Origin of the sequence: Streptomyces lycii (genome assembly GCF_009735685.1) — a bacterium.
In the GTDB taxonomy this organism is placed as follows: domain Bacteria; phylum Actinomycetota; class Actinomycetes; order Streptomycetales; family Streptomycetaceae; genus Streptomyces; species Streptomyces lycii.
Map to the genome: position 1 here is coordinate 1 of NZ_WHPN01000267.1, position 21,821 is coordinate 21,821.

Annotated in this window: 18 protein-coding genes; 5 read left to right on the top strand and 13 right to left on the bottom strand. The window is 72.8% G+C overall.

All coding sequences use genetic code 11. The features are described from left to right. On the top strand, positions 1 to 190 hold a 190-nt coding region (locus GCU69_RS12625), incomplete at its 5' end, for a WYL domain-containing protein (RefSeq protein ID WP_156206071.1). A gap of 41 nt (positions 191 to 231) precedes the next feature. Here GCU69_RS12625 and GCU69_RS12630 read toward each other — a convergent pair. Further along, positions 232 to 810, bottom strand: coding sequence for a Uma2 family endonuclease (locus tag GCU69_RS12630; RefSeq protein ID WP_156206072.1), 579 nt, complete (start codon positions 808 to 810; stop codon positions 232 to 234). Between the two features lie 147 nt (positions 811 to 957). On the opposite strand from GCU69_RS12630, the gene GCU69_RS12635 reads away from it, so the two are divergent. Next, positions 958 to 2,610, top strand: coding sequence for a DNA repair helicase XPB (locus GCU69_RS12635; RefSeq protein WP_098753220.1), 1,653 nt, complete (start codon positions 958 to 960; stop codon positions 2,608 to 2,610). On the opposite strand, the gene GCU69_RS12640 is transcribed toward GCU69_RS12635, so the two are convergent. Both GCU69_RS12640 and GCU69_RS12645 read right to left on the bottom strand, forming a co-directional pair. Next, positions 2,559 to 3,806 carry a glycosyltransferase 87 family protein gene (locus GCU69_RS12640; RefSeq protein ID WP_408055800.1) on the bottom strand — a complete coding sequence of 416 codons (1,248 nt, stop codon included), beginning with the start codon at positions 3,804 to 3,806 and terminating at the stop codon, positions 2,559 to 2,561. The two genes, GCU69_RS12635 and GCU69_RS12640, sit on opposite strands and share 52 nt — an antisense overlap. Before the next feature lie 80 nt (positions 3,807 to 3,886). Then, on the bottom strand, positions 3,887 to 4,072 hold the full coding sequence (locus GCU69_RS12645) for a hypothetical protein (RefSeq protein WP_098753238.1): 186 nt from the start codon (positions 4,070 to 4,072) through the stop codon (positions 3,887 to 3,889). A 275-nt stretch (positions 4,073 to 4,347) separates the two neighbouring features. Here GCU69_RS12645 and GCU69_RS12650 point away from each other — a divergent pair, with 275 nt between their 5' ends. After that, positions 4,348 to 6,423 (top strand): HelD family protein, encoded by a 2,076-nt coding sequence (locus GCU69_RS12650; RefSeq protein WP_235978439.1) that lies wholly within the window; start codon positions 4,348 to 4,350, stop codon positions 6,421 to 6,423. Positions 6,424 to 6,430: 7 nt separating this feature from the next. Here GCU69_RS12650 and GCU69_RS12655 read toward each other — a convergent pair whose 3' ends face one another. The 7 genes from GCU69_RS12655 to GCU69_RS12685 all read right to left on the bottom strand — a co-directional run bounded on the left by GCU69_RS12655 (position 6,431) and on the right by GCU69_RS12685 (position 15,110). Next, positions 6,431 to 7,117 (bottom strand): class I SAM-dependent methyltransferase, encoded by a 687-nt coding sequence (locus GCU69_RS12655; protein WP_098753219.1) that lies wholly within the window; start codon positions 7,115 to 7,117, stop codon positions 6,431 to 6,433. A gap of 66 nt (positions 7,118 to 7,183) precedes the next feature. Next, positions 7,184 to 8,695 (bottom strand): FGGY-family carbohydrate kinase, encoded by a 1,512-nt coding sequence (locus GCU69_RS12660; protein ID WP_098753218.1) that lies wholly within the window; start codon positions 8,693 to 8,695, stop codon positions 7,184 to 7,186. A gap of 498 nt (positions 8,696 to 9,193) precedes the next feature. Continuing rightward, positions 9,194 to 10,612, bottom strand: a complete 1,419-nt coding sequence (locus GCU69_RS12665; protein ID WP_098755414.1) for an L-fucose/L-arabinose isomerase family protein — start codon at positions 10,610 to 10,612, stop codon at positions 9,194 to 9,196. Positions 10,613 to 10,654: 42 nt separating this feature from the next. After that, complete coding sequence (locus GCU69_RS12670) at positions 10,655 to 11,530, bottom strand: carbohydrate ABC transporter permease (RefSeq protein WP_098755415.1); 876 nt, start codon at positions 11,528 to 11,530, stop codon at positions 10,655 to 10,657. Beyond that, complete coding sequence (locus GCU69_RS12675; protein ID WP_098755416.1) at positions 11,520 to 12,476, bottom strand: carbohydrate ABC transporter permease; 957 nt, start codon at positions 12,474 to 12,476, stop codon at positions 11,520 to 11,522. Before GCU69_RS12675 ends, GCU69_RS12670 begins: the two co-directional genes overlap by 11 nt. Beyond that, on the bottom strand, positions 12,473 to 13,879 hold the full coding sequence (locus tag GCU69_RS12680; RefSeq protein WP_156206073.1) for an ABC transporter substrate-binding protein: 1,407 nt from the start codon (positions 13,877 to 13,879) through the stop codon (positions 12,473 to 12,475). The genes GCU69_RS12675 and GCU69_RS12680 overlap by 4 nt, the downstream gene beginning before the upstream one ends. 136 nt (positions 13,880 to 14,015) lie before the next feature. Further along, positions 14,016 to 15,110 (bottom strand): glycoside hydrolase family 172 protein, encoded by a 1,095-nt coding sequence (locus tag GCU69_RS12685; protein WP_156206074.1) that lies wholly within the window; start codon positions 15,108 to 15,110, stop codon positions 14,016 to 14,018. Between the two features lie 310 nt (positions 15,111 to 15,420). Between GCU69_RS12685 and GCU69_RS12690 the strand changes: the two genes are divergently transcribed. Both GCU69_RS12690 and GCU69_RS12695 read left to right on the top strand, forming a co-directional pair. Beyond that, positions 15,421 to 16,440: a LacI family DNA-binding transcriptional regulator gene (locus GCU69_RS12690; RefSeq protein WP_098755372.1), complete on the top strand. Its 1,020-nt coding sequence runs from the start codon at positions 15,421 to 15,423 to the stop codon at positions 16,438 to 16,440. Between the two features lie 351 nt (positions 16,441 to 16,791). Continuing rightward, positions 16,792 to 17,166, top strand: coding sequence for a VOC family protein (locus GCU69_RS12695; protein ID WP_098755371.1), 375 nt, complete (start codon positions 16,792 to 16,794; stop codon positions 17,164 to 17,166). Positions 17,167 to 17,519: 353 nt separating this feature from the next. Here GCU69_RS12695 and GCU69_RS12700 read toward each other — a convergent pair whose 3' ends face one another. Genes GCU69_RS12700 through GCU69_RS12710 form a run of 3 tightly spaced genes read right to left on the bottom strand, consistent with a single transcriptional unit; the run spans position 17,520 to position 21,491 of the window. Beyond that, complete coding sequence (locus tag GCU69_RS12700; protein ID WP_218037916.1) at positions 17,520 to 19,736, bottom strand: xanthine dehydrogenase family protein molybdopterin-binding subunit; 2,217 nt, start codon at positions 19,734 to 19,736, stop codon at positions 17,520 to 17,522. A gap of 1 nt (position 19,737) precedes the next feature. Beyond that, complete coding sequence (locus GCU69_RS12705; protein ID WP_098755370.1) at positions 19,738 to 20,709, bottom strand: FAD binding domain-containing protein; 972 nt, start codon at positions 20,707 to 20,709, stop codon at positions 19,738 to 19,740. After that, the gene (locus GCU69_RS12710) at positions 20,706 to 21,491 is read right to left on the bottom strand and encodes a (2Fe-2S)-binding protein (RefSeq protein WP_156206075.1); all 786 of its coding nucleotides are present in this window, start codon (positions 21,489 to 21,491) and stop codon (positions 20,706 to 20,708) included. Before GCU69_RS12710 ends, GCU69_RS12705 begins: the two co-directional genes overlap by 4 nt. Positions 21,492 to 21,821: the final 330 nt, after the last annotated feature.

Below are 21,821 nucleotides of genomic sequence, written 5' to 3' on the forward strand. Positions count from 1 at the left end.
CGCGATGACCGGCGGCACCGTCTGGATCGGCTACGTGAACGCGGACGGCGCGGCCAGCCAGCGAGTGCTGGCCCCCGTCCGGGTCGAGGGCGGCTTCGTCACCGGCTACGACCACACCGCCGACGAGGTCCGCACCTATCCGCTGCACCGCATCACGGGCGTCGCGGAACTGGCCGACGACACGGTCTGACGGGCGCCGGCCGGCACCGCACCCGGGGACAGCCGCCCGGCTCAGGCCCGCTGCCGGACCAGCGCTCCGGGGTCCAGCTCCACGGGGAACGGCTGCTCGATACGCGTCCTCCGCCCCTCGTGAGCGACGATCCGGTCCGCATAGCGGCCGTTCTCCAGTCCTGCGACGACCAGCGCGGGGGCAGGCTCCAGCTCCAGACGCCAGAGGTACTCGATCCCGGCTTCCGCGTAGTACGGCGGCTTGAGCAGCCGATCGGTCCGGCGTCCGCTGGACGTCGGGGAGACGATCTCCACGACGAACCAGACGGCCTCCGCGTCACACGTCACCGGGTCCTTGGCGGCGGCCTCGGCGTCCACCACGGCGATGTCCGGAATGAACAGCCCGTCCGGCAGCACGATGTTGACGGCCTCCAGCACTTCGACCGGCGCGCCCGCCTCCGCGGCGGCCGCGTCCAGCAGATTCCACAGCCGGGAGGAAGCACGCTGGTGCTTGAACCCCGGAGCCGGTGACATCATGAGCATTTCCCCCGCCAGCTCACGCCGCTGCCCGCGGTCCTCCCCCAGAGCCAGGACGTCCTCTATCGTCCAGGGACCGCTGTGCTGCTCGTGCGCGACGCTCATCACGCCACCTCCTCGCCAGTCACCGTCACCCATAGTGTGACACCGGCCACCGACACCGGTCGTCCGTTGTGTCCCCGGTCACCCACCCGTGTGAGGGACACTGGACGCTTGCCCCATCGCCGTACGACCGGAAGGGCTGGCCAGGGCGTGAACGGACCCCTCATCGTCCAGAGCGACAAGACGCTTCTCCTCGAAGTCGACCACGACCAGGCCGACGCCTGCCGCCGCGCCATAGCCCCGTTCGCGGAGCTGGAGCGGGCGCCCGAGCACATCCACACCTACCGGGTGACGCCGCTCGGCCTGTGGAACGCCCGCGCCGCCGGGCACGACGCCGAGCAGGTCGTCGACGCGCTCGTCGCGTACTCCCGCTACCCCGTGCCGCACGCGCTGCTCGTCGACGTCGCCGAGACGATGGCCCGCTACGGCCGGCTGCGGCTGCTGAAGCACCCCGTGCACGGTCTCGTCCTGGAGTCCACCGACCGGCCCGTGCTGGAGGAGATCCTCCGCTCGAAGAAGGTGCAGCCGCTGGTCGGCGCCCGGATCGACGCGGACACCGTCGCCGTGCACCCCTCCGAGCGCGGCCAGATCAAGCAGACCCTGCTCAAGCTGGGCTGGCCCGCCGAGGACCTCGCCGGTTACGTCGACGGCGAGGCGCACCCGATGGAGCTGGCCGAGGACGGCTGGGCGCTGCGCCCGTACCAGCGGCAGGCCGTGGAGAACTTCTGGCACGGCGGCTCCGGTGTCGTGGTGCTGCCCTGCGGCGCGGGCAAGACCCTCGTCGGCGCGGGCGCCATGGCCGAGGCCAAGGCGACGACGCTGATCCTGGTGACCAACACCGTCTCGGCGCGGCAGTGGAAGCACGAGCTGGTGAAGCGGACGTCGCTCACCGAGGAGGAGATCGGCGAGTACAGCGGCACCCGCAAGGAGATCCGGCCGGTCACCATCGCCACGTACCAGGTGCTGACGACCCGGCGGAAGGGCGTCTACCCGCATCTGGAGCTGTTCGACTCGCGGGACTGGGGCCTGATCCTCTACGACGAGGTGCACCTGCTGCCCGCGCCCGTCTTCAAGTTCACCGCCGACCTGCAGGCCCGCCGCCGGCTCGGGCTGACGGCGACGCTGGTCCGCGAGGACGGCCGCGAGTCGGACGTCTTCTCCCTCATCGGCCCGAAGCGGTTCGACGCGCCGTGGAAGGAGATCGAGGCCCAGGGCTACATCGCGCCCGCCGACTGCGTCGAGGTGCGGGTCGACCTGACCGACTCCGAGCGGCTCGCCTACGCCACCGCCGAGGCCGACGAGAAGTACCGCTACTGCGCGACGACCTCGACCAAGCAGCGCGTCATCGAGCAGCTGGTGCACAAGCACCGCGGCGAGCAGACCCTGGTCATCGGGCAGTACATCGACCAGCTCGACGAGCTGGGCGAGCACCTGGACGCGCCGGTGATCAAGGGCGAGACCACCAACGCGCAGCGCGAGAAGCTGTTCGAGGCGTTCCGGCAGGGCGCGCTGTCGGTGCTGGTCGTCTCCAAGGTCGCGAACTTCTCCATCGACCTGCCCGAGGCGACCGTGGCCATCCAGGTCTCCGGTACGTTCGGCTCCCGGCAGGAGGAGGCGCAGCGCCTCGGCCGGGTGCTGCGGCCGAAGGCGGACGGCCACGAGGCGCGCTTCTACTCGGTCGTCGCGCGGGACACCGTCGACCAGGACTTCGCGGCGCACCGCCAGCGGTTCCTGGCCGAGCAGGGCTACGCCTACCGGATCGTGGACGCGTCCGAGCTGCTGGCCGCGGGCGACGAGGCCTGACGGCGGGCGCCGTCCCGGGGCGGCGGCGGTTCTCCGCCCGTACGCCCCGGGCCGCCGCGCAGCCGCAGGGCGAGCGCCGCGAACAGCACCAGCGCCAGCACCGGGTACGGGGCGGCGGCCGGCTGCTCCCACCACGCCAGCCGCAGGTCACGCGCCCCTTCGTGCGGTACGAGCCACAGGCTGCGCGCCGTGAAGACGACGGCCACCGCGACCGCCGCGGCCCGGGACGCCGCCCCGGCGCGGGTGGCCAGGAGCACGGCGAGCGGCACGCACCACACCCAGTGGTGCGACCAGCTGATCGGTGACACCAGCAGCGCGGTGCAGGCGGTGCACAGCACGCCCCACGCCTCCCGCCCGCACACCACCGCGGCGTGCCGCGCGAGCAGCAGCCCCGCCGCGGCGACCGCCACCGCCGCGAGCTGCCACACCGGTCCGGGCTCGGGGTTGTGCGCGAGCCGGGCGAGGAGTCCCTGCAGGGACTGGTTGTCGACGATCCACGCCTTGCCGACCCGTCCGGTCTCGAAGATCCGCCGGGTCCAGAACTCCCCGCTCGGCCCGGGCAGGGCCACGGCCCCGGCGGCCACCGTCCCGGCGAAGCCGGCCAGCGCCCACAGCGCGGCCCGTACCCGCCCGGTGACCAGCAGATAGACGGCGAAGATCGCGGGCGTCAGCTTGATCCCGGCGGCGATTCCCACCGCGACGCCCTTGCCCCGGGCGCCGTCGGGCCGGGTCAGGTCCCACAGCACCAGGCAGGCCAGGGCCAGGTTGATCTGGCCGAAGTACACGGTCTGGAAGACGGGCTCCAGCCACAGCCCGGCGGCCGTCACCGCCAGGACCGTGGCGAGCCGCGGCCGGGTGCGGGCGAGCCGGAAGGAGAGCCGTACCAGCAGCGCCAGCAGCGCGACGTTGCCGAGGACCACCGCGGTCTTCAGCGGCAGCAGGGGCGGCACGGCGGCCGGGACGAACAGCAGGGCGGCGAACGGCGGATAGGTCGCGGGGAGGTTCCACTCGGTGACGGTGAAACCGTACAGATCGGAGCCGTCGAGGGCGGCGCGGCCCTCCGCCCGGTAGACGAGCAGATCGGCCATCGGGGCGCCCCTGAACCAGCAGAGCGCGGCCAGGCCGGCGAGCGAGAGGGACAGCAGCAGGGCGGCGGCGGCCGTGTGCCGCCGGGATCCGGTCGCAGCGGCAGCCACTCGTCCCCGCCCCTTCGCCTCGCCCCGCCTGTCAGGCCGACCCTAGAGGCAGTCGGGGGGCGGAACAACGACCCGGGGCGTCAGCGGACGTGTTCCTCCGCGGCGTCGGCGGCCTCTCCGAGCACGACGACGCTGAAGACGGCGCCGGCGAAGACGCGGACGGCCCGCAGCGCCTCGCCGAGGACGTGCCGCGGGTGGCCGGCGCCCAGCGCGGTGCTGCCCGCCGGCGGCCGGGACGTGTGGTGGTGAATCGATGCGGTGCTCATGTCTCCCATGATGTGTTTCACCCGGTCGCAGCACATCGGTCCAAGGAGGTAGATGTCCCGGGGGCGCCGTACTCCGCGCGGCCGAGGGCCGCCCTCCACCCGGCGGAGGAGGCCCGTGCCGGGCAGAAAACCATTCGCCGCCCCGGTCGGTGCTGGCTACAATCTCCGCTTCCCCCGGACTTCTTCCGGGACCCCCGCCTTCCCGTACCGGGAGAGCCGCCGCCCGGACGGAAACCGGCCGGTCCCTTCGCCGACACACTCCCGGAGGCTTCGCCGTGCCCGCGCACCCGTCCACCACCGACACCCGCGACCCGCTCCGGCGCGAACAGGACCATCTCGCCGAGTCCCGGGCCGCGCTGCGGGCCATGCGCGCCGACGCCGAGTCGCTCGACATCGCCGACGTCACCGCGAACTGGGTCAACGCCGAGGTGCTCCAGGCACAGATCGACAGCCGCATCAAGGCCCTCGCGGACCACGCGCACACCCCGCTGTTCTTCGGCCGGCTCGACTATCTGCACGCCCCGGGCGCCGGGGAGGACGGCCCGGAGGACGCCGACGCCTCGCGCTTCTACATCGGCCGCCGGCACGTGCACGACGCGGACGGCGACCCCATGGTGGTCGACTGGCGCGCGCCGGTCTCCCAGCCCTTCTACCGCGCGTCCAGGAAGGAGCCGATGGACGTCGCGCTGCGCCGCCGCTTCGGCTTCACCGGCGGCGAACTCACCGCGTACGAGGACGAGCACCTCACCGACCCGGCCGCCGAGGAGACCACCGGCCGGCTGCTCCAGGCGGAGATCGAACGGCCGCGCGTCGGCCCGATGCGCGACATCGTCGCCACCATCCAGCCGGAGCAGGACGTCATCGTCCGCGCCGGACTGGCGGGCTCCGTGTGCGTCCAGGGCGCCCCCGGCACCGGCAAGACCGCCGTGGGCCTGCACCGGGTCGCCTATCTCCTCTACGCGCACCGCGAGCGGCTGGCCCGCACCGGCACCCTGGTCATCGGCCCCAACGACTCGTTCCTCCGCTACATCGAGCAGGTGCTGCCCGCCCTCGGCGAGCTGGACGTGCAGCAGGCGACCGTCGAGGGGCTGGTCGCGCATGTCGAGGTGCGCGGCGAGGACAGCCCGGAGGCGGCCCGGCTCAAGGGCGACGCCCGGATGGCCGAGGTGCTGCGCCGCGCCGTCCGCTCCGGCGTCACGATGCCCACGGAGCCGGTCGTCGTCGTGCGCGGCTCCCGGCGCTGGCGGATCCCGGCGTACGAGCTGGAGGAGATCGTCCGCGAGCTGCTGGACCGCGGCATCCGCCACGGTGCCGCCCGCGAGGCGCTGCCCCGGCGGATCGCGCACGCCGTGCTCGTCCGGATGGAGGCCGCCGGGGAGGCGCCGGACGACCGGGTGCAGGACGCCGTCGCCCGGAACCCGGCCGTCAAGGCGGCCGTCAAGGCGATCTGGCCGCCCGCCGACCCGGCGAGGACGGTGCTGCGCCTGCTGTCCGACGCGGACTTCCTCGCCGAGCACGCCGAGGGCGTCCTCACGCCCGGCGAGCAGCGGACCCTGCTCTGGCCGAAACCGCCGCGGAGCGTCCGCTCCGCCCGCTGGTCGGCGGCGGACGCGGTGCTCGTCGACGAGGCCCGCGACCTGGCCGAGCGCACGCCGTCGCTCGGCCATGTGGTGCTGGACGAGGCGCAGGACCTGTCACCGATGCAGTACCGGGCGGTCGGGCGGCGGTGCAGCACCGGTTCGGTGACGGTCCTCGGTGACATCGCCCAGGGCACGACGCCCTGGTCCACACCCGGCTGGCCGGAGGCCCTGACGCACCTCGGCAAACCGGACGCCCGGATCGAGGAGCTGACCGAGGGCTTCCGCGTCCCGCGCGACGTCATCGCGTACGCCTCACGGCTGCTGCCGAGCATCGCGCCGGGCCTGAAGGAGGCCACCTCGGTCCGCGAGTCCGCGGGCGACCTGCGCGTCCTGCCCAGCACGGCCGGGACCCACGAGGACGCCGTGCTCGAAGCCTGCCGCGCCGCCCTCACCCGGGAGGGCTCGGTCGGTCTCATCGCCGCCGCCCCGCGCGTCCCCGCCCTGTCGGCGGCCCTGTCCGCGGCGGGGCTCCCGCATCTCGCGCCGGGCGAGGAGACCTCGCCGGACGCCCGTCTCACCCTCGTCCCGGCGACGCTCGCGAAGGGCCTGGAGTACGACTACGTGGTCCTGGACGAACCCGCCGCGATCACCGCCGCCGAACCGGACGAGCGCACCGGTCTGCGCCGCCTGTACGTGGCGCTGACCCGCGCCGTGTCCGGGCTGACGGTGGTGCACGCCGAGCCGCTGCCGGACGCCCTCACCGGCCGGTGACCCGGGCTCACGCCCGCGGGGAGGGCACCTCCGGGCGCCGGGCCATGACGACGACACCCGGCCCGGTCTGCTCGTCCGCGGGAAGCCGGAGTTCGGCGACCGGGCGCAGGCCGGCCTGCTCGACCAGGTCCACGAGCTGTTCCGGCCGCCACTGGTGCGTGGTCCACCGCACGGGCACGCCTCCGTACGCCTCGGTGCGCGCCACGTCCTCGTCACCGACGTGTGTCGCGGTGATGAAGTGCCCGCCCGGCTTCAGGGCGCGCGCGAACCGGGCGAGGACCCGGGGAAGGACGTCGCGGGGGAGGTTGAACAGCGACCACCAGCCGAGCACGCCGCCGAGGGACGCCTCCTCGAGGCGGACGTCGGTGGCGGAGGCGACGCCGAAGCGGCACTGCGGATGGAGACGGCGGGCGTTCTCGATCATGCGGGGTGAGAGATCGACGCCGGACACGTCGAGCCCGCGTTCGGCGAGGTAGGCGGTCACCGTTCCGGGTCCGCAGCCGACGTCGAGGACGGGCCCCGAATCCCCCACGCTGTCGGCGAAGGCGTCGATCGACGCCTTCAGCCACGGGTGGCGGCGGATGTCGCCGAATCCCGTCGTCTCGACCATGTGGACGTAGTTGTCGGCCACCCGGTCATAGGACTCACGGACCACGTCGAGATCGGCCGGGTGGTCGATGTGGTGTGCGCGCATCGGCCCACCATAATTCCGCCGGCACGGCCGCCGGAGCGGTTGTCCGAAACAGCCCGGTGGCCGCCGTCACGGCGCTCCGGGCCGCTCCGTGTCCGCGTGCTGGCGGGCGGCCAGGGCGTGGGCCGTGTCCCGGGTCGCCGGGTAGAGGCCGAGGTAGTGGGCGTACAGCTCCTCGTAGATCCGTCCGGCGCCCGTGGTGTCCGGTTCCACCACGCTCTCCACGGGGTTCCACTCGGCGATGTCCCCGGGCGCCGCCAGTCCGGTGCCGACCGCCGCGAGGAACGTGTCGCCGTACGCCGCGCCGACCGTGTGCCGGGGCACCTCCTGCACCCGTCCCGTCACGTCCGAAACGATCCGCGTCCACAGGCTGCGCGCCCCGCCGCCCACCGCCACCAGCCGCCGCACGTCACCGCCCGACCCGGCCAGCGCGGCCAGGTTGTGCCGCACCCCGAACGCCGTGCCCTCCAGCGCCGCCCGGTACAGATGACCCCGCCCGTGCCGCAGCGTCAGGCCGTGCACGAGGCCCCGCGCGTCCGGGTCGGAGATCGGCGTCCGCTCACCGGCGAAGTACGGCAGCATCAGCAGGCCCTCGGAACCGGCCGGGATCCGCGCCGCCTCCTCGACCAGCGTCTCGTACGACGCCCCCGTCAGGTCCCGCAGCCAGCCGGTGACCGCGCCGGACGTGGCCATGCCGCCCGCCAGGCAGTACGTCCCCTCGAACGCGCCCGCCGTGCCCCACAGGGCCCGCCCCGGCACCGGCTCCCGCAACACGTTCACCAGGAACATCGTCGTCCCGTACATCAGCATCAGGTCCCCGGGCCCGGTGGCGCCGACGGCCGTGGCCTCCGCCCAGGCGTCGACGGTGCCCGCGACCACGGGCGTGCCCGCGGGAATCCCCGTCAGCGCGGCGGCCTCCGCCGTCACCTCCCCCACCACGTCGGACGGCCACACCAGCCGCGGCCACTCCAGCCCCGGGGCGACCTCCTCGCACCACTCCTCGATCCACCGGTGCTCCCGCAGGTCGTACAGCGGGTCGCACTGGCTGGCGGAGTGGTGGTCCAGGACGTACTCCCCCGTCAGCCGGTGCGCCAGGAACGAACTCGCCATGAACCAGCGGCGGGTGCGCCCGTACACCTCCGGCTCCCGCTCCCGCAGCCAGCCCAGTTTCGGGCCGACGGCCTGGCTGCTCAGCGCGGAACCGCCCCGCCGCAGGATCTCCGCCTCCCCGAACCGCCGTGTCTGCGCGGCGACCTGCTCACCGGCGCGGGTGTCGACCCCGTACAGGATCGCGGGTCGCAGCGGCACGTGACCGGCGTCGACCGGCAGCAGACAGGGCCCGATCCCGCTGACCCCGACGCCCGCCAGCGGTTCGCCGTCCGGCGCGGAGGCCATCAGCTCGGTGGCCAGCTCCCGGAAGTCGTGCCACCACACCGCTTCCGCGTCGTGCTCGACCCAGCCCGGCCGGGGGGTGTCGGTGCGGTGCTCCCGCACGGCCTGCGCGAGGAGTTGCCCGTCCGGGCGGGTGAGCACCCCCTTGGAGCTGGACGTTCCGATGTCGATACCGAGCAGCAGGGTCATACGGGTTCCTTGTCGAGTCGATCAGCCGAAGTCGCTGCCGTGAAGCACAACGGCACCTTCGGGTCACGGGCAACACCGCGCCCGGGACGGCCGGCAGCCGCTGTTCCGACGGGAGGGGGCCGGAGGGAGGGGGGCCCGGAGGGAGGGGGTCTTCCACGCTTACGTGTATGTGTGGCCGCGGAAAAAGGGTGACCGTCTCCGCGCACCGTTCAGGCGGCCGTAAATATGCGGTGGAAGACCCCCTCCCGGAGGACCCGCCCCCCGGCACCCCGGCGACCGGAGCAACCCGGACCGAGCCGAACGGACCGAACCAAACCGACCGATGCGAACCCGAACCGCACCCGAACCGACCTGGCCCGGACCGACGAACCGAACCGGACCGGACCGGACGGACCGCACCGCACCGCACCGACGGACCAACCGGGATGCGGGCCCGGGCCCGGGCCGGAGGCCGCACCGTGGTGCGCCCCCGCCCCGACCCCGCCCCCGGCCGGGAGGTCACCCCGCATCGCCGAACCCGTCGTACCGGATCCCCAGCAGCCGGCACACCTCCCGCAGCTCCGCGACGTAGTCGCCCGGCACCGCGTGGATGTGGTTGGAGCCGAAGCGGGACAGGAACTCCTCGGCCGGCGTGTGCAGCCGCGCGAAGGCGTGCGGCCACTCCCAGGTGGAGGCCCGCATCATCCGCTCGTTCGTCTCGGCGTCGTAGTTCTCCAGGTCGCCGCGCATGACGTGCATCCGGTACTCGCCGTCGAGCCGGGTGAGCCGGGCGAACGTCATGGCGCCGGGCGCGGCCAGGTGCTGTACGGAGGCGCCGCCCGCCGGGAAGTAGAAGACCTCGGGGAAGAAGTTGACCTTGGAGAGGTTCTCGGCGGGGTCGTCGGACCGGGCCGCGTACCAGGTGGCGTGCTGGCCGGAGTTGGCGAGGTCCCAGACGTCCTTGTCGGCGTGGTAGTGCCGGACGTCGGCGAACAGCGCCGGGGAGCCGGACAGCAGCTTGAGGATCTGCATGGACAGCGCGCCGTCCATGTCCGCCTCGGTGGAGGTCACATGGGTGGGCTTGGGGCCCTCCCAGTCGTACGGGTCGTTCAGGAACGCCTCGGTGACGTCCATGGTGCAGAAGTTGTTGGTCAGCTCGGGCTGGCCCTTGATGCCGGAGAAGTCGAGGTTCCACTCCTCGATCAGCTCGCGCATCGCGTAGTAGCTGCGGAGCTGCCGCTCCAGCAGCTCGGGGGTGAGCTTATTGCCGTCGTAGTGGACGCCCGCCGCGTGCTTCTCGATCCACTCGCGTCCGGCCCGCACCCGCGCGGGGTCGGCGTTCTCGCTGCGCCGGACGATCTCCCACTGGTCGATCTCCTCGACGTCGACACCGAAGACCTTCATCCACTGGTCGGTGTTGGCGGTCGCGGTGTACATGCCCATGGGCCGGCCGCCGATGCGGCCGAAGGTGGAGCCGCGCAGGCCCTGGACGGCGGTGGCGGCCCGCACCCGGGTGAGGATGCGGTCCTGTACCTCGCGGTCGGCGAGGTCGCCCCAGGCGCGGGAGTGCACGCGGCCGATCTGGTCGAGGGCGCCGCCGCCCGCGAGCATGCCGACCATGCCGGGGAACTGCGGGTCGATGTTGGCGACCATGAGGATCGGGCCGGGGGTGGCCTCGGCGGCGAGCATGGTGAAGTGCGGGAAGGTCCACACCGAGTGGTGGAAGATCGTCAGGTCGACGTGCCGGTCGGCGAGCCACCGGGCCTGCGAGGTGGCCAGGGTGTTGCTGCTGACCTGCTCGGGCGCGGCGATCACCTCGTGCCCGGCGGCGGTGAGCATCGCGGTGAGTTCGCCGCCTGCCCGGGCGATGTGGTCGGTGACGTCGCGGTGGGCGAAGTCCCGGCCGTCGGAGATGGACAGCAGTCCGATGCGTGCCATGGAGAAGTGGCCTCCGTGTCTTTCTCTTCGTGGGGGCGTCGGCTACTTGAGACCGGACGTCTTGATGGACTCGACGATCTGTCGCTGGAAGGCGAAGAAGAGGACGAGCATGGGCGCGGCGGCGACGAGGGCGGCCGCGAGGATGTAGTTCCAGGCGGAGGTGTACTGCGTCTGGAAGGTGGTGATCGCCAGTTGGACGACGGTGAGGTCGGGGTTGTTGGTGGCGACCAGCGGCCAGAGGAAGGCGTTCCAGTTGGCCAGGAAGAAGAAGATGGCGAGCGCGGAGAGGATCGGCCGGGACAGCGGCAGCACGATCGACCAGTAGACCCGCCAGTGGCCGCAGCCGTCGACGATCGCCGCTTCCTCCAGCTCCCTGGGGATGCCCAGATAGAACTGGCGCAGCAGGAAGATGCCGAAGGCGTTGAAGATCGCGGGGATGATCAGGCCGGCGTAGCTGTCGAGCAGGCCCAGCTCCCGGGCGACCAGGAACAGCGGGATCAGCACCACGGGCGCGGTGATCAGCAGTGTGGAGAAGATCAGCGTGAAGACCGTCTCCCGGCCGGGGAAGCGCAGCCGGGCGAGCGCGTAGGCGGCCATCGAGTGGAGGAGCAGCGCCACGAGGGTGATCACGGCGGAGACGAAGAAGCTGTTCCAGAGGTAGCGGGCGAACGGCACCTCGGTGAAGACGTAGACGAAGTTCTGCAGGGTCACGTCGTCGGGGATCAGCTTGCCGTCGTTGACCTGGTCGCGGGGCTTGAGGGCCGCCGAGATCATCCACAGGACGGGGAAGAAGGCCCCGGCGGCGAGGACGGCCGTGAACAGGGTCAGCCCGAGGCGGCCCCGGCTGCCGGGGCCCTTTCGCCCGGTTGCCGCGCCCCGTGCGCGCCCGGCCGCGAGGGTGGTGGTCTCACTCGCCATCGTCGAACCTCCCGCCCTTCGTGACCTTGAAGATCACCGCGGAGCAGACGACCATGACCAGCACCAGGAACGTGCCCATGGCGGCGGCGTAGCCGTACTCCCCGAAGATGAAGGCCTGTTGGTAGATGTAGAAGATCGCCAGCGAGGTGCTGTTGGCGGGGCCGCCCTCGGTGAGGACGAAGACCAGCTCGAAGCCGCCGGTGATGGCGGCGACGGTCGACATCAGCAGCACGAAGAAGCTGGTCGGCCGGAGCAGCGGCCAGGTGATGGTGCGGAACTGCTTCCAGGGGCCCGCGCCGTCGATGCGGGCGGCCTCGTAGAACTCCTTGGGGATCTCCTGGAGCCCCGCCAGGAAAATGATCATGTAGTAGCCCATCATCACCCAGATGAAGACGGCGATGATCGAGTACAGCGCGACGGCCGGGTCGCCGAGCCAGGAGGTGCCGTCGAGGCCGAGGCCGCGCAGCGCCTTGTTCACCACGCCGACCTGCTCGTCCAGCATGAACTTCCAGAGCAGACCGACAACCACCAGGCTGATGACGTACGGCAGGAAGAACAGGGTGCGGAAGATCCCCATGCCGGGCAGCTTCTGCTTGACCAGCAGCCCGAGGCCGAGGCTGACGGCGAACAGCACCGGGACCAGCACCAGCACGTAGACGCCGGTGATCTGCATGGAGTCCCAGAACAGCGGGTCGCCGAGCATCCGCTCGTAGTTGCCGAGGCCGATGAACTCGTAGCTGCCGAAGCCGCTGACCTGGAAGAAGCTCAGCACGACGGACAGCAGCATCGGAACGGCGACGAAGACGAGCAGGCCGATGGCGTCGGGCGCGAGGAACAGGCCCGCAGCGATCCACTCACGGTGCCTGCGGCTGAGCCCCTTCTTCTCCGGCGGGGTGCCGCCGGCGGCTTCGGGGGAGGTTCGCCGGGGTGTGACGACGCTGGTCATATCAGGCTCGCCCCCTGGTAGCTCTTCATGTAGGCCTCGATGGACTGCTGGGCGCGCGCGGCCTCGCCCGCCACACCGCGGCCGGCGAGCATGGTGCCCTGGACGGCGTCGGAGACGGCCTTGTAGACGACCGGCGGGAAGCGTGGTTCGGCCCGGCCGCCGGGGAAGATCTCGTCCTTGAACTTCCTCATCGCCCAGAAGTCGTAGCCGCCCTGCTCGGTGCCGCGCTCCAGCGCGGACCTGCGGGGCGCCACGTCGGACTTGGCCTTGGTGCACCAGTCGACCGTCCGGCCGATGCAGTCGTCCTCCATGGTGCCGAGCGCCCAGGCGCAGAACTCGGCGGCGGCCTCCGGGTTGCGGCCCTTGGCGTTGGCGCAGAAGGACCAGCCGCCGAGCGTCGTCGTGTACTCGCCGCCGTCGGGCACGGGCAGCTTGAACACCCCGTACTCGTGCTTCGGCGCGAACGCCCGAAGGCTCGCGACCTGCCAGATGCCGTTCTGCCACATGCCGGCGTTGCCGTTCCGGAAGGCGGAGATCAGGTCGTTGGCGGCGGGCATCGTCCGGGGGGTGATCCCGGCCCGTACGGCGTCCTGCCAGAGGGCCAGCGCCCGGCGTACGGCCCTGGAGTCGAAGGACACGTTGCCGTCCTTGTCGAGGACGTCACCGCCGCCCTGCCACATCCACGGGTACCAGGTGAAGTTCTGGAAGTAGCCGGGCGGGGTCTCGAAGACCAGCCCGGCGCGGGTCCTCGTGGTCAGCTTGTCGCCGACGTCGAGCATCTGGTCCCAGGTGACGGGGATGTCGCCCTCGGACAGGCCCGACTGCTCCCAGGACGCGACGTCGTAGAACATCGCCAGCGGCTCGATCTCCATGGGCAGGGCGTAGACCTTGCCGTCCACCATCCGGCTGGCGAGCGTGTCCGGGTGGTAGTCCTCGATCGCCGCCGGGTCCATGTGCGGGGTGAGGTCCGCGAGGACGCCGCCGTTGGAGTAGCGGAGGAAGTCGCCGGGGCTGGCGAGGAAGATGTCCGGGCCGTCACCGGCCGCGAAGGCCGTGGGCAGCTTGGACCCGTTCTGGTAGGTCTTCGGCGGCATGTAGAGCAGTTCGACCTTGACGTCGTGGGTGGCGTTCCACTGGTCGGCCATGTCGGTGAACCACTTGCTCTGCGCGTTGAGCGCGGGGTCCTTCGAGTGCTGCGGTGCGTAGAAGTTCCAGAACTTCAGGGCCGAGCCGCCGGCCTTCGCCGTGCCGCAGCCGGTGAGCAGCGCGGGCGCGCCGAGTGCGGCGGCTCCGGCGGCCGCTCCGGTGAGGAGGCGGCGGCGGGTCGGGCCGGTGCGGGCGGCGGGGGCCGGGCTGTCGGCGGGTGGTCCGGCTGGCTCGGCGTCTTTGCCGTGCTGGAGCATTCCGTGCTCCTGTCCTTGGGTCGGGGCCCGTGGGGGACGGCCGTGTTACGGGGACGGTGTGGGGAGTTCGCCGTGGGGGGCGGTTCGGGGCGGGGCCGGCGCCGGTGCGGCGGCCGGCGTACCGGGGCGGGGGGGGTCAGTCCACTTCGAGGTCGAGCAGCCCCGGGGTGGCCGGGCGGCCGGTGCCCGCGGGGTTGTCGAGGTAGAAGACCGCGGTGGAGGCGATGTCGTCGGAGGTGTGCCGGTAGCGGTGCGGGAGACCGTTGCCCTGGCCCGGGCCGATGCCGAGGCTCTGCACGGTGATCCGCAGGTCCTCGGCGAACCGGACCGGGTCGGCGATGTGCCAGCGGTACATCCCGAAGCGCTGCTGGCTGGCGTACAGGCCGTCGGGGCACAGGATCTGGTTCAGGCCGAGATACGGGGTGGTGTACTCGGTGTAGCCCTGCCCGGGCACGTCGAAGTTCCAGGCGCCGCCGAAGTAGTCCTCGGTGCCGGTGCCGCAGATGGTGGGGTACTCCTCGTCCCCGTCGAGGTAGAACTTCAGCTCGCCCTCCCCCCACCAGCCCGGGCTGTTGACGCCCCAGGCCATGTACGTGCCGACGTACTGCCCGGCGCCGGTGACGCCGTCGAGGACGGTGTGCACCTCGCCCAGCGGTACGGGATGGCTGCGGCGCCACTGGGCGTGGAAGTACGCCGCGTCGTCGTCGACCTCGCCGAGTTCGTAGTCGACCTGGTAGTAGAGGGTGACCTTCTCGGCGGAGACGTTCTCCAGGGTGATGCGGGCGGCCCGGCGGAACGGCATCGGCCAGTAGGCGTTGAACCCGCCGTTGGGGTTGGCGGCGACGGGGATCGAGGAGACCTGGCTGAAGGTGTTCCAGCCGTTGCAGAAGAAGTCGCCGAGCGGCACCTCGACGGCCGGCTCCTCCTCGCCCTCCCAGTACATCCGCAGCAGGGTGCCGCGCCAGGCGCGGTGCGGGTCGGTGGTGCACCAGATGTGCTTGATGCTGCCGGGGCCCTCGATGTCCGCCAGCACGGCCGTCTCGCCTGCGGCGATGTCAATGCTCGGGGAGATCTTCCAGCCCGGGCCGAGACGGCCGGCGGCCTGCGCGCCGGTACCCTCGGTGGCCCGGCCGCCCGCGCCCTTCGCTCCGGTGAAGTTCTCGGCGCTGATGGACCGGGTGACCGCGGAGGTGCGGCGGGCGAGATCGTCCAGTCCTGCTGACGTACTCATCGGGGCTCCGTTGTGAAGGCGACTGCGTGCTAAGGGTCTGTTGAAATCGATTTCTTTCAAGACCGCACGGCGCCCGCCCAGTAATCCTCGGGCCTCCGTCGCGGGTACCTCCGGCCAGGCGACTCCCCGGACAGAGGTCTCTTGAAATCCATTTCACGCGAACGTAAGGTTCCTGTCGAGGGGTGTCAAGAGGTCTCGTACAAACCGCTCCCGACCGTCGGCAACGGCGCCGAACCGGACGGAGAATGGTGGTGGTGCACCTGGGTGCGCGGTCAATTCCCGCGCCTGATCGAGAGGTTCGGGTAGGACTTTGACGACGATCAACGACGTGGCGCGCGCCGCCGGTGTCTCCGCGGCCACCGTCTCCCGGGTCTTCAACGGCGGCCGGGTCACCGCGGAGCGCGCGGAGCGGGTCCGCCGGACCGCCGCCGAACTCGGCTTCTCCCCCAACCGGGTGGCCCGCTCGCTGCGCAAGCAGCGGTCCAGCGTGATCGGGCTGATCATCCCGGACATCGAGAACCCCTTCTTCACCTCGCTCGCGCGCGGTGTGGAGGACGCGGCCCAGCAGACCAATCTCTCCGTGGTCCTCTGCAACTCCGACGAGGACGTGGAGAAGGAGCGCCGCTATCTGGAGATAGCGCTGGCCGAGCAGATGGCCGGCGTGATCGTCGCCGCCGCCTCCCGCAACCGCACGGACCTCTCCCCGCTCGCCGCCCGCGGCATGCCCGTCGTCGCCGTCGACCGGCGGCCCCGGGGCGCGTCCGTCGACGCCGTGATGGTCGACAACCAGCACGGCGGCGAGGAGGCCACCGCCCACCTGCTGAGCGAGGGGTACGAGCGCGTCGCCTGCATCACCGGACCCGAGGGCGCCTCCACCTCCGAGGAACGGCTGGCCGGCTTCCGCACGGTGATGAGCGACCACCTGCGGGAGCGCGGCGAGGACCAGGCGCGGCTGCGGGAGTACATCCGCTACGCCGACTTCCGGGTCGAGGGCGGCCGGGCCGCCATGGAGGACCTGCTGAGGCTGCCGGAGCCGCCGGACGCCGTGTTCGTCGCGAACAACCTGATGACGGTGGGCGCCCTGGAGGCGCTCCGCGAGGCCGGCACACTGCCGCCGGAGACCGGGGTCCTCTCGTTCGGTGACGTGCCGTGGGCGTCGCTGGTGCATCCGTCGCTGACGACGGTGCAGCTGCCCTCCTACGACCTGGGCTGGACGGCGGCCGGGCTGCTCCAGGACCGGATCGGCGGGGTGGACCGGCCGCTCCAGACCCTGGTGCTGCGCACGTCCCTCCAGGTCCGCGCGAGCACGGGCGGGCCCTCGGCGGACTGACGGACACGGCAGCCCGGCACGGGGCCGGACTCGGGGGCGGACGCGGGCCCGCCGTGCCCGGGCTGTGCGCGGGCCCGGGCCTGCCGTGCCCGGGGCTGTGCGCGGGCGCGGGCCCGTCGGTGTGCCCGGCCTCGTTCGCGGGCGCGGGCCCGTCCGTGTGACCGGTCGGGCCCGCGCCCGGCCGGGCGGGTTCGCGTGCGCGAGCCGGGCGCCGGGCGCTTCGCGTGCCCCGCCCCGTTTGCCGGACCGGGCCCGTTCACGGGCGCGCCCCCGGTGCACCGATGAGTTCGGGCGCCGGGCGCGGTCAGCCCTCTCGTCATCCGTCGCAGGAAATACGAGAGGCAGCACCCCATGACATCGCAGAGCAACGTCACCGGGCTCGGCGTCGTGATCGGCAGCACCGACCCCGACGCGCTCGCCGCGTGGTACCGCGCCGCGCTGGAGCCGCTGGGCGCCCGCTGGGAGCAGCACATGCTCTTCGTCGGGCCGGGCGCGATCATCGGATTCGACCGGCGCGACGACGTCGCGGACAAGGCGGCCGAGCCGGGACGGCACCTGGTCAACATCACGGTGCGGGACATCAGGGCGGCCGAACGGCACCTCGACTCGCTCGGGGTGACCTGGGTGCGGCCGGTCGAGGAGGTCGGCGGCGGCTGGATCTTCTCCACGGTCCTGGACCCGGTCGGCAACTACCTCCAGATCCTCCAGGGTCCCGAGACTTCCTGACGGGGACGGCTCCCGGGCCCGGCCGACCGTGCGCGCGCCGTACCGTGCCGTGCCGTGCCCGGGGTGGCCCCGCCACGACGGCGGGACCGCCCCGGTCGGCAGGTCCCCGGCGGAACCGGCCCCGCGGAACCGGCCCCAGGGAACCACCGCCACCGCCACGGCTGCCGCGTTCGTCGCGGCTCGCCCCGCGACCGTGGTGTCCGGGGCCGCCCCGCAGCCGTGGTGTCAGAGGCCGCCCGCCTCCGTGGTGTCCGGGGGGCCACCCCGCTGCCGTGGTGTCAGAGGCCGCCGCCGCCGTGGTGTCGGAGGCCGCCGCAGCCGCCCGGCCGCCGGCCGGGACGGGTCCCCGGGTTTCAGTCCAGCAGCTGGTCCAGGGTGATCGGGAGGTCCCGGATCCGCTTGCCGGTGGCGTGGTGCACCGCGTTGGCGACCGCCGCCGCCACGCCCACGATTCCGATCTCGCCGAGCCCGCGGGCGCCGAGCGCGTTGAAGCGGGTGTCGGGGTGGTCGAGGAAGTGGACGTCGACGGCGGGCGTGTCGGCGTTCACCGGGATGAGGTAGCCGGCGAGGTCGGCGTTGGCGGGGCGGCCCGCGCTGTCGAAGTGCAGGCCCTCGTGGAGCGCCGAGGACAGGCCCCACACCATCCCGCCGAGGATCTGGCTGCGGGCGGTCTTCTCGTTGACGACCGTGCCGCCGTCCATCACCGCGAGCATCCGGGAGACCCGGATCTCCGAGGTCCACCGGTTCACCCGGACCTCGCAGAACTGGGCGCCGAAGGACGCGTAGGCGTAGTCCTGCGACTGGTCCGGCGCGGACGAGCCCTCGGCCTCGACGCCGGGGCGGCCGGTCGCCGCGAGGACGGTGTCGAAGTCCTCGCTCGGGCCGCCGTCGGCGGTGAGCCGGCCGTTCTCGTAGCGTACGGAGTCCGGGTCCAGGCCGTGGAAGGGCGACCGTTCGTGCTCCACGGCCAGCTTGATCAGCGCCTTCTGGGCCTCGCCGGCCGCGGCGAGGATCGCGGAGCCGACGCTCGCGGTGCCGGCCGAGCCGCCGACGAACCCGGCGTCGCTGAGCGCGGAGTCGCCGAGGGCCGGTTTGATCCGGTGCGCCGGGAGGCCCAGCGCCCGGGACCCGACGACGGACAGGACGGTCCACATGCCCGTGCCCAGGTCGGCCGTCGAGCCGGAGACGGCGGCGGTGCCGTCGGCCTGGAAACGGACCTTCATCGTGGCCGGGAAGCGGAGAGCCGGGAAGACCGCGGTGGCCATACCGGTGCCGGTCAGCCAGTCGCCGTCGGCCGTGCTGCCCGGCTCCTTGGCGCGCCGGGACCAGCCGAAGCGCTCGGCGCCGGTGCGGTAGCACTCCAGGAGGTGCTTGCTCGACCAGGGTTTGCCGCTGTGCGGGTCGGTGGTGGCGTGGTTCCTGATCCGCAGTTCGAGGGGGTCGATGCCGAGTTCACCGGCGAGTTCGTCCATCGCGCATTCCAGGGCGAAGGACCCGGGCGCCTCTCCGGGGGCGCGCATGATGGTCGCCTCGGGGACGTTCAGCGGTACGTATTTGGCGCCGACCTGGATGTTCGGGGAGGCGTACCAGGTCAGGGACGAGTGGTGCCCGCCCGCCTCGACCGTGGCCGAGCCGATCGCGGCCCCGGACCAGGCGTCGTGCCGCACGGCGGTGAGCATGCCGTCGCGGCGGGCGCCCAGGGTCACCTCCTGGCGGGTGGCCGCCCGGGTCGCGGTCGCGGTGAAGACCTGTTCGCGGGTGTTCACCGTCTTGACCGGCCGCCCCAGCTTCCGCGCCGCGGCCGCCGCGAGCCTGGTCTGCGCGTACGTGGCGTACTTGCCGCCGAACGCGCCGCCCACGTACGGGCCGAGCGCCCGCACGTCCCCGCGCTCCACCTCCAGCGCCGTCGCCAGGTCGGACGCCAGCACCCCGGCGCCCTGCGAGCTGCTGTGCACGGTGAGCCTGCCGCCCGACCAGGCGGTGACGGCCGAGTGCGGCTCCATGGGCGTGTGCTGCTGCTGGGCGGTGGTGTAGGTGGCGGCGAGGGTCACCTCGGCGGCGCGCAGCGCCTCGTCGATGGAGCCGACCCCGTCGGCGAGAACGGTGACGACGGCGGGTCCGCCGTCCACGCTGTCCGGCTCCTTCGCGCCGGGCAGCCCGGCCTCCAGGGAGACGGCGGCGGGGCGCTCGTCGTAGTCGGCGCTCACCAGCATCGCGGCGGCGCGGGCCTGTTCGTACGTCTCGGCGACGACGAAGCCGATCGGCTGCCCGTGGTGCACGACCTCCTTGTCCGCCAGCGGCACCCGCACCGGGCCCAGGAAACCGGAGGGCTTCAGCGGGAGCGGGTTGAACGGGGTGTACACGGCGAGGACGCCGGGGGCGCGTTCGGCGGCGGAGACGTCCATGGAGCGGATGGTGGCGTTCGCGACCGTGGAGACGATCATGTAGCCGTGGGCGAGGCGGTCGGGGCTGCGGTCCGCTCCGTAGGCGGCGCCGCCGGTGACCTTGGCGCGGCCGTCCACCCGGTCGGCGGAAACGGCCCGCCGGGGTTTGCTGTTCGGCACGGACACGTCAGTCTCCCAGGCTCAGCAGGGCGCGCACGAGGGTGCGCCGGACGAGGGTGGGTTTGAAGCGGTTCCCGGGGAGCGTGCGCATGCCCTCGGTGGCCCGTTCCGCCGCCTGCTCGTACGTCTCCCGGGTCGCCGGCCGGCCGGTCAGCGCCTCCTCGACGGCGGGCAGCCGCCACGGCTTGGTGCCCGTGCCGCCGACCGCGATCCTGGCCCCGGCGACGCTGTCGCCCTTGAGGTCGAGGGCCACGGCGGCGGAGGACAGGGCGAACTCGTACGAGGAGCGGTCGCGGATCTTCAGATACGTGGAACGCGCCGCCCAGGGCAGTGCGGGGACCACGATCTCGGTGACCAGCTCGCCGGGGCGCAGCTCGTTCTCCCGCTCGGGGGTGCTGCCCGGCTCCCGGTAGAAGTCCGCCAGCGGCACGGTCCGCGGGCCGTCGGTGCTCCGCAGCTCCACGGACGCGTCGAGGGCGACCAGCGCGACGGCGAGGTCGCTCGGGTGCGTCGCCACGCACGAGTCGCTGGTGCCGAGCACGGCGTGCGCCCGGTGCACGCCGTCGATGGCGGCGCAACCGCTGCCGGGCTCGCGCTTGTTGCAGGGCGCGGAGACATCGCGGAAGTAGCCGCAGCGGGTGCGCTGGAGCAGATTGCCGCCCATGGAGGCCATGTTGCGGATCTGCTGGGAGGCACTGGCGAGCAGGGCCTGGGAGATCACCGGATACCACTCGCGCACCTGCGGGTGCCCGGCGACGGCGGCCATCCGCTCCAGCGCCCCGATCCGCAGCCCGTCGTCGCCGGTGCGGACGGAGCGCAGCGGCAGCGCGTTGATGTCGATGACCTGCCGGGGCGTCATCACCTGGAGCTTCATCAGGTCGACGAGGGTGGTGCCGCCCGCGAGGTAGGCGGTGTCCGCGCCGGCCTGCGCGAGGGCGTCCTCGGTGGTCTCGGCGGCCCGGAAGTCGAAGTCCTTCACGCCTCCCCGCCTCCCCGCTCACCCGGGCCCGGTTTCCCGGCGCCCCTCTTCCCGGCGCCCTCACCGGCGCCCGGTTTTCGGGCTCCGCGCTGCTTCACCGGGCCGCCCTGCGCCTGGCGGACCGCGTCGACGATGTTGGGATACGCGCCGCAGCGGCACAGATTGCCGGACATGTACTCGCGGATCTCGTCGTCGGTGCCGGGCCGGCCGCTGTCGACCAGCGCGGCGGCGGACATCACCTGCCCGGAGGTGCAGAAGCCGCACTGGAAGCCGTCGCAGTCGATGAACGCCTGCTGCACGCGGTGCAGTTCGTCGCCGTCCGCCAGCCCCTCGACGGTGGTGATCTCCTTGCCGCGCACGGTGAGGGCCAGCGTCAGACAGGACAGCACGGGCCGCCCGTCCTCGTGGACCGTGCAGGCCCCGCACTGGCCGCGGTCGCAGCCCTTCTTCGGGCCGGTGGTGCCGAGCCGTTCGCGGAGCGCGTCGAGGAGGGTGACGCGGGGCTCCACCGATACGGTCCGCTCGGCGCCGTTGAGGGTGAAGCGCAGCTCGGTCTCGGCGGCGGGGGCCGCCGGGGCTGCCGCCGCTCCGGTGGGTTCCGCGGCTGCTGGAGCCGCGCCGCGCAACAGCGATCCGGCGGTTACCCCGGCCACGGCGGAGCCGGTCAGGAAGCGGCGGCGGGAGGCGCCGGGGGTGCCCGCCGCGCCCGGTATCGGTGAGCCGTCCGGTGAGCCGTCCGGCGGACGGTCGCCGTCCGCTCTCTGCCGCGCGGGAGGGGCCATGGGGGGTTCTCCTTCGGGGAGCGCGAACACTCGGCCTGTGCTGTGGCGTACGCCACAGAAGTGGGTAGCATGCGCCCCCACCCCCGCGCCACCACATGGCCGGTTCCCGCCCCTCCTCCCCCGGCCACCCCTCGCCCCACTCCCGTCCGGTCTCTCATCCCCCTTCCGGGGCCACCGCTTTCCTCCGGAAACCCTGCCTCCGGGCCCTCTGTTTCCGTCTGTTGCCGTCTGTTTCCGTCTGTTGCCGTCTGTTGCCGCGCGCCCTCCGGCGGGACGCGCCCGGCCCGGCCGCGGTGGCTCGCTGCGCGGCAGGGAGCGGTGCGCGGCGGA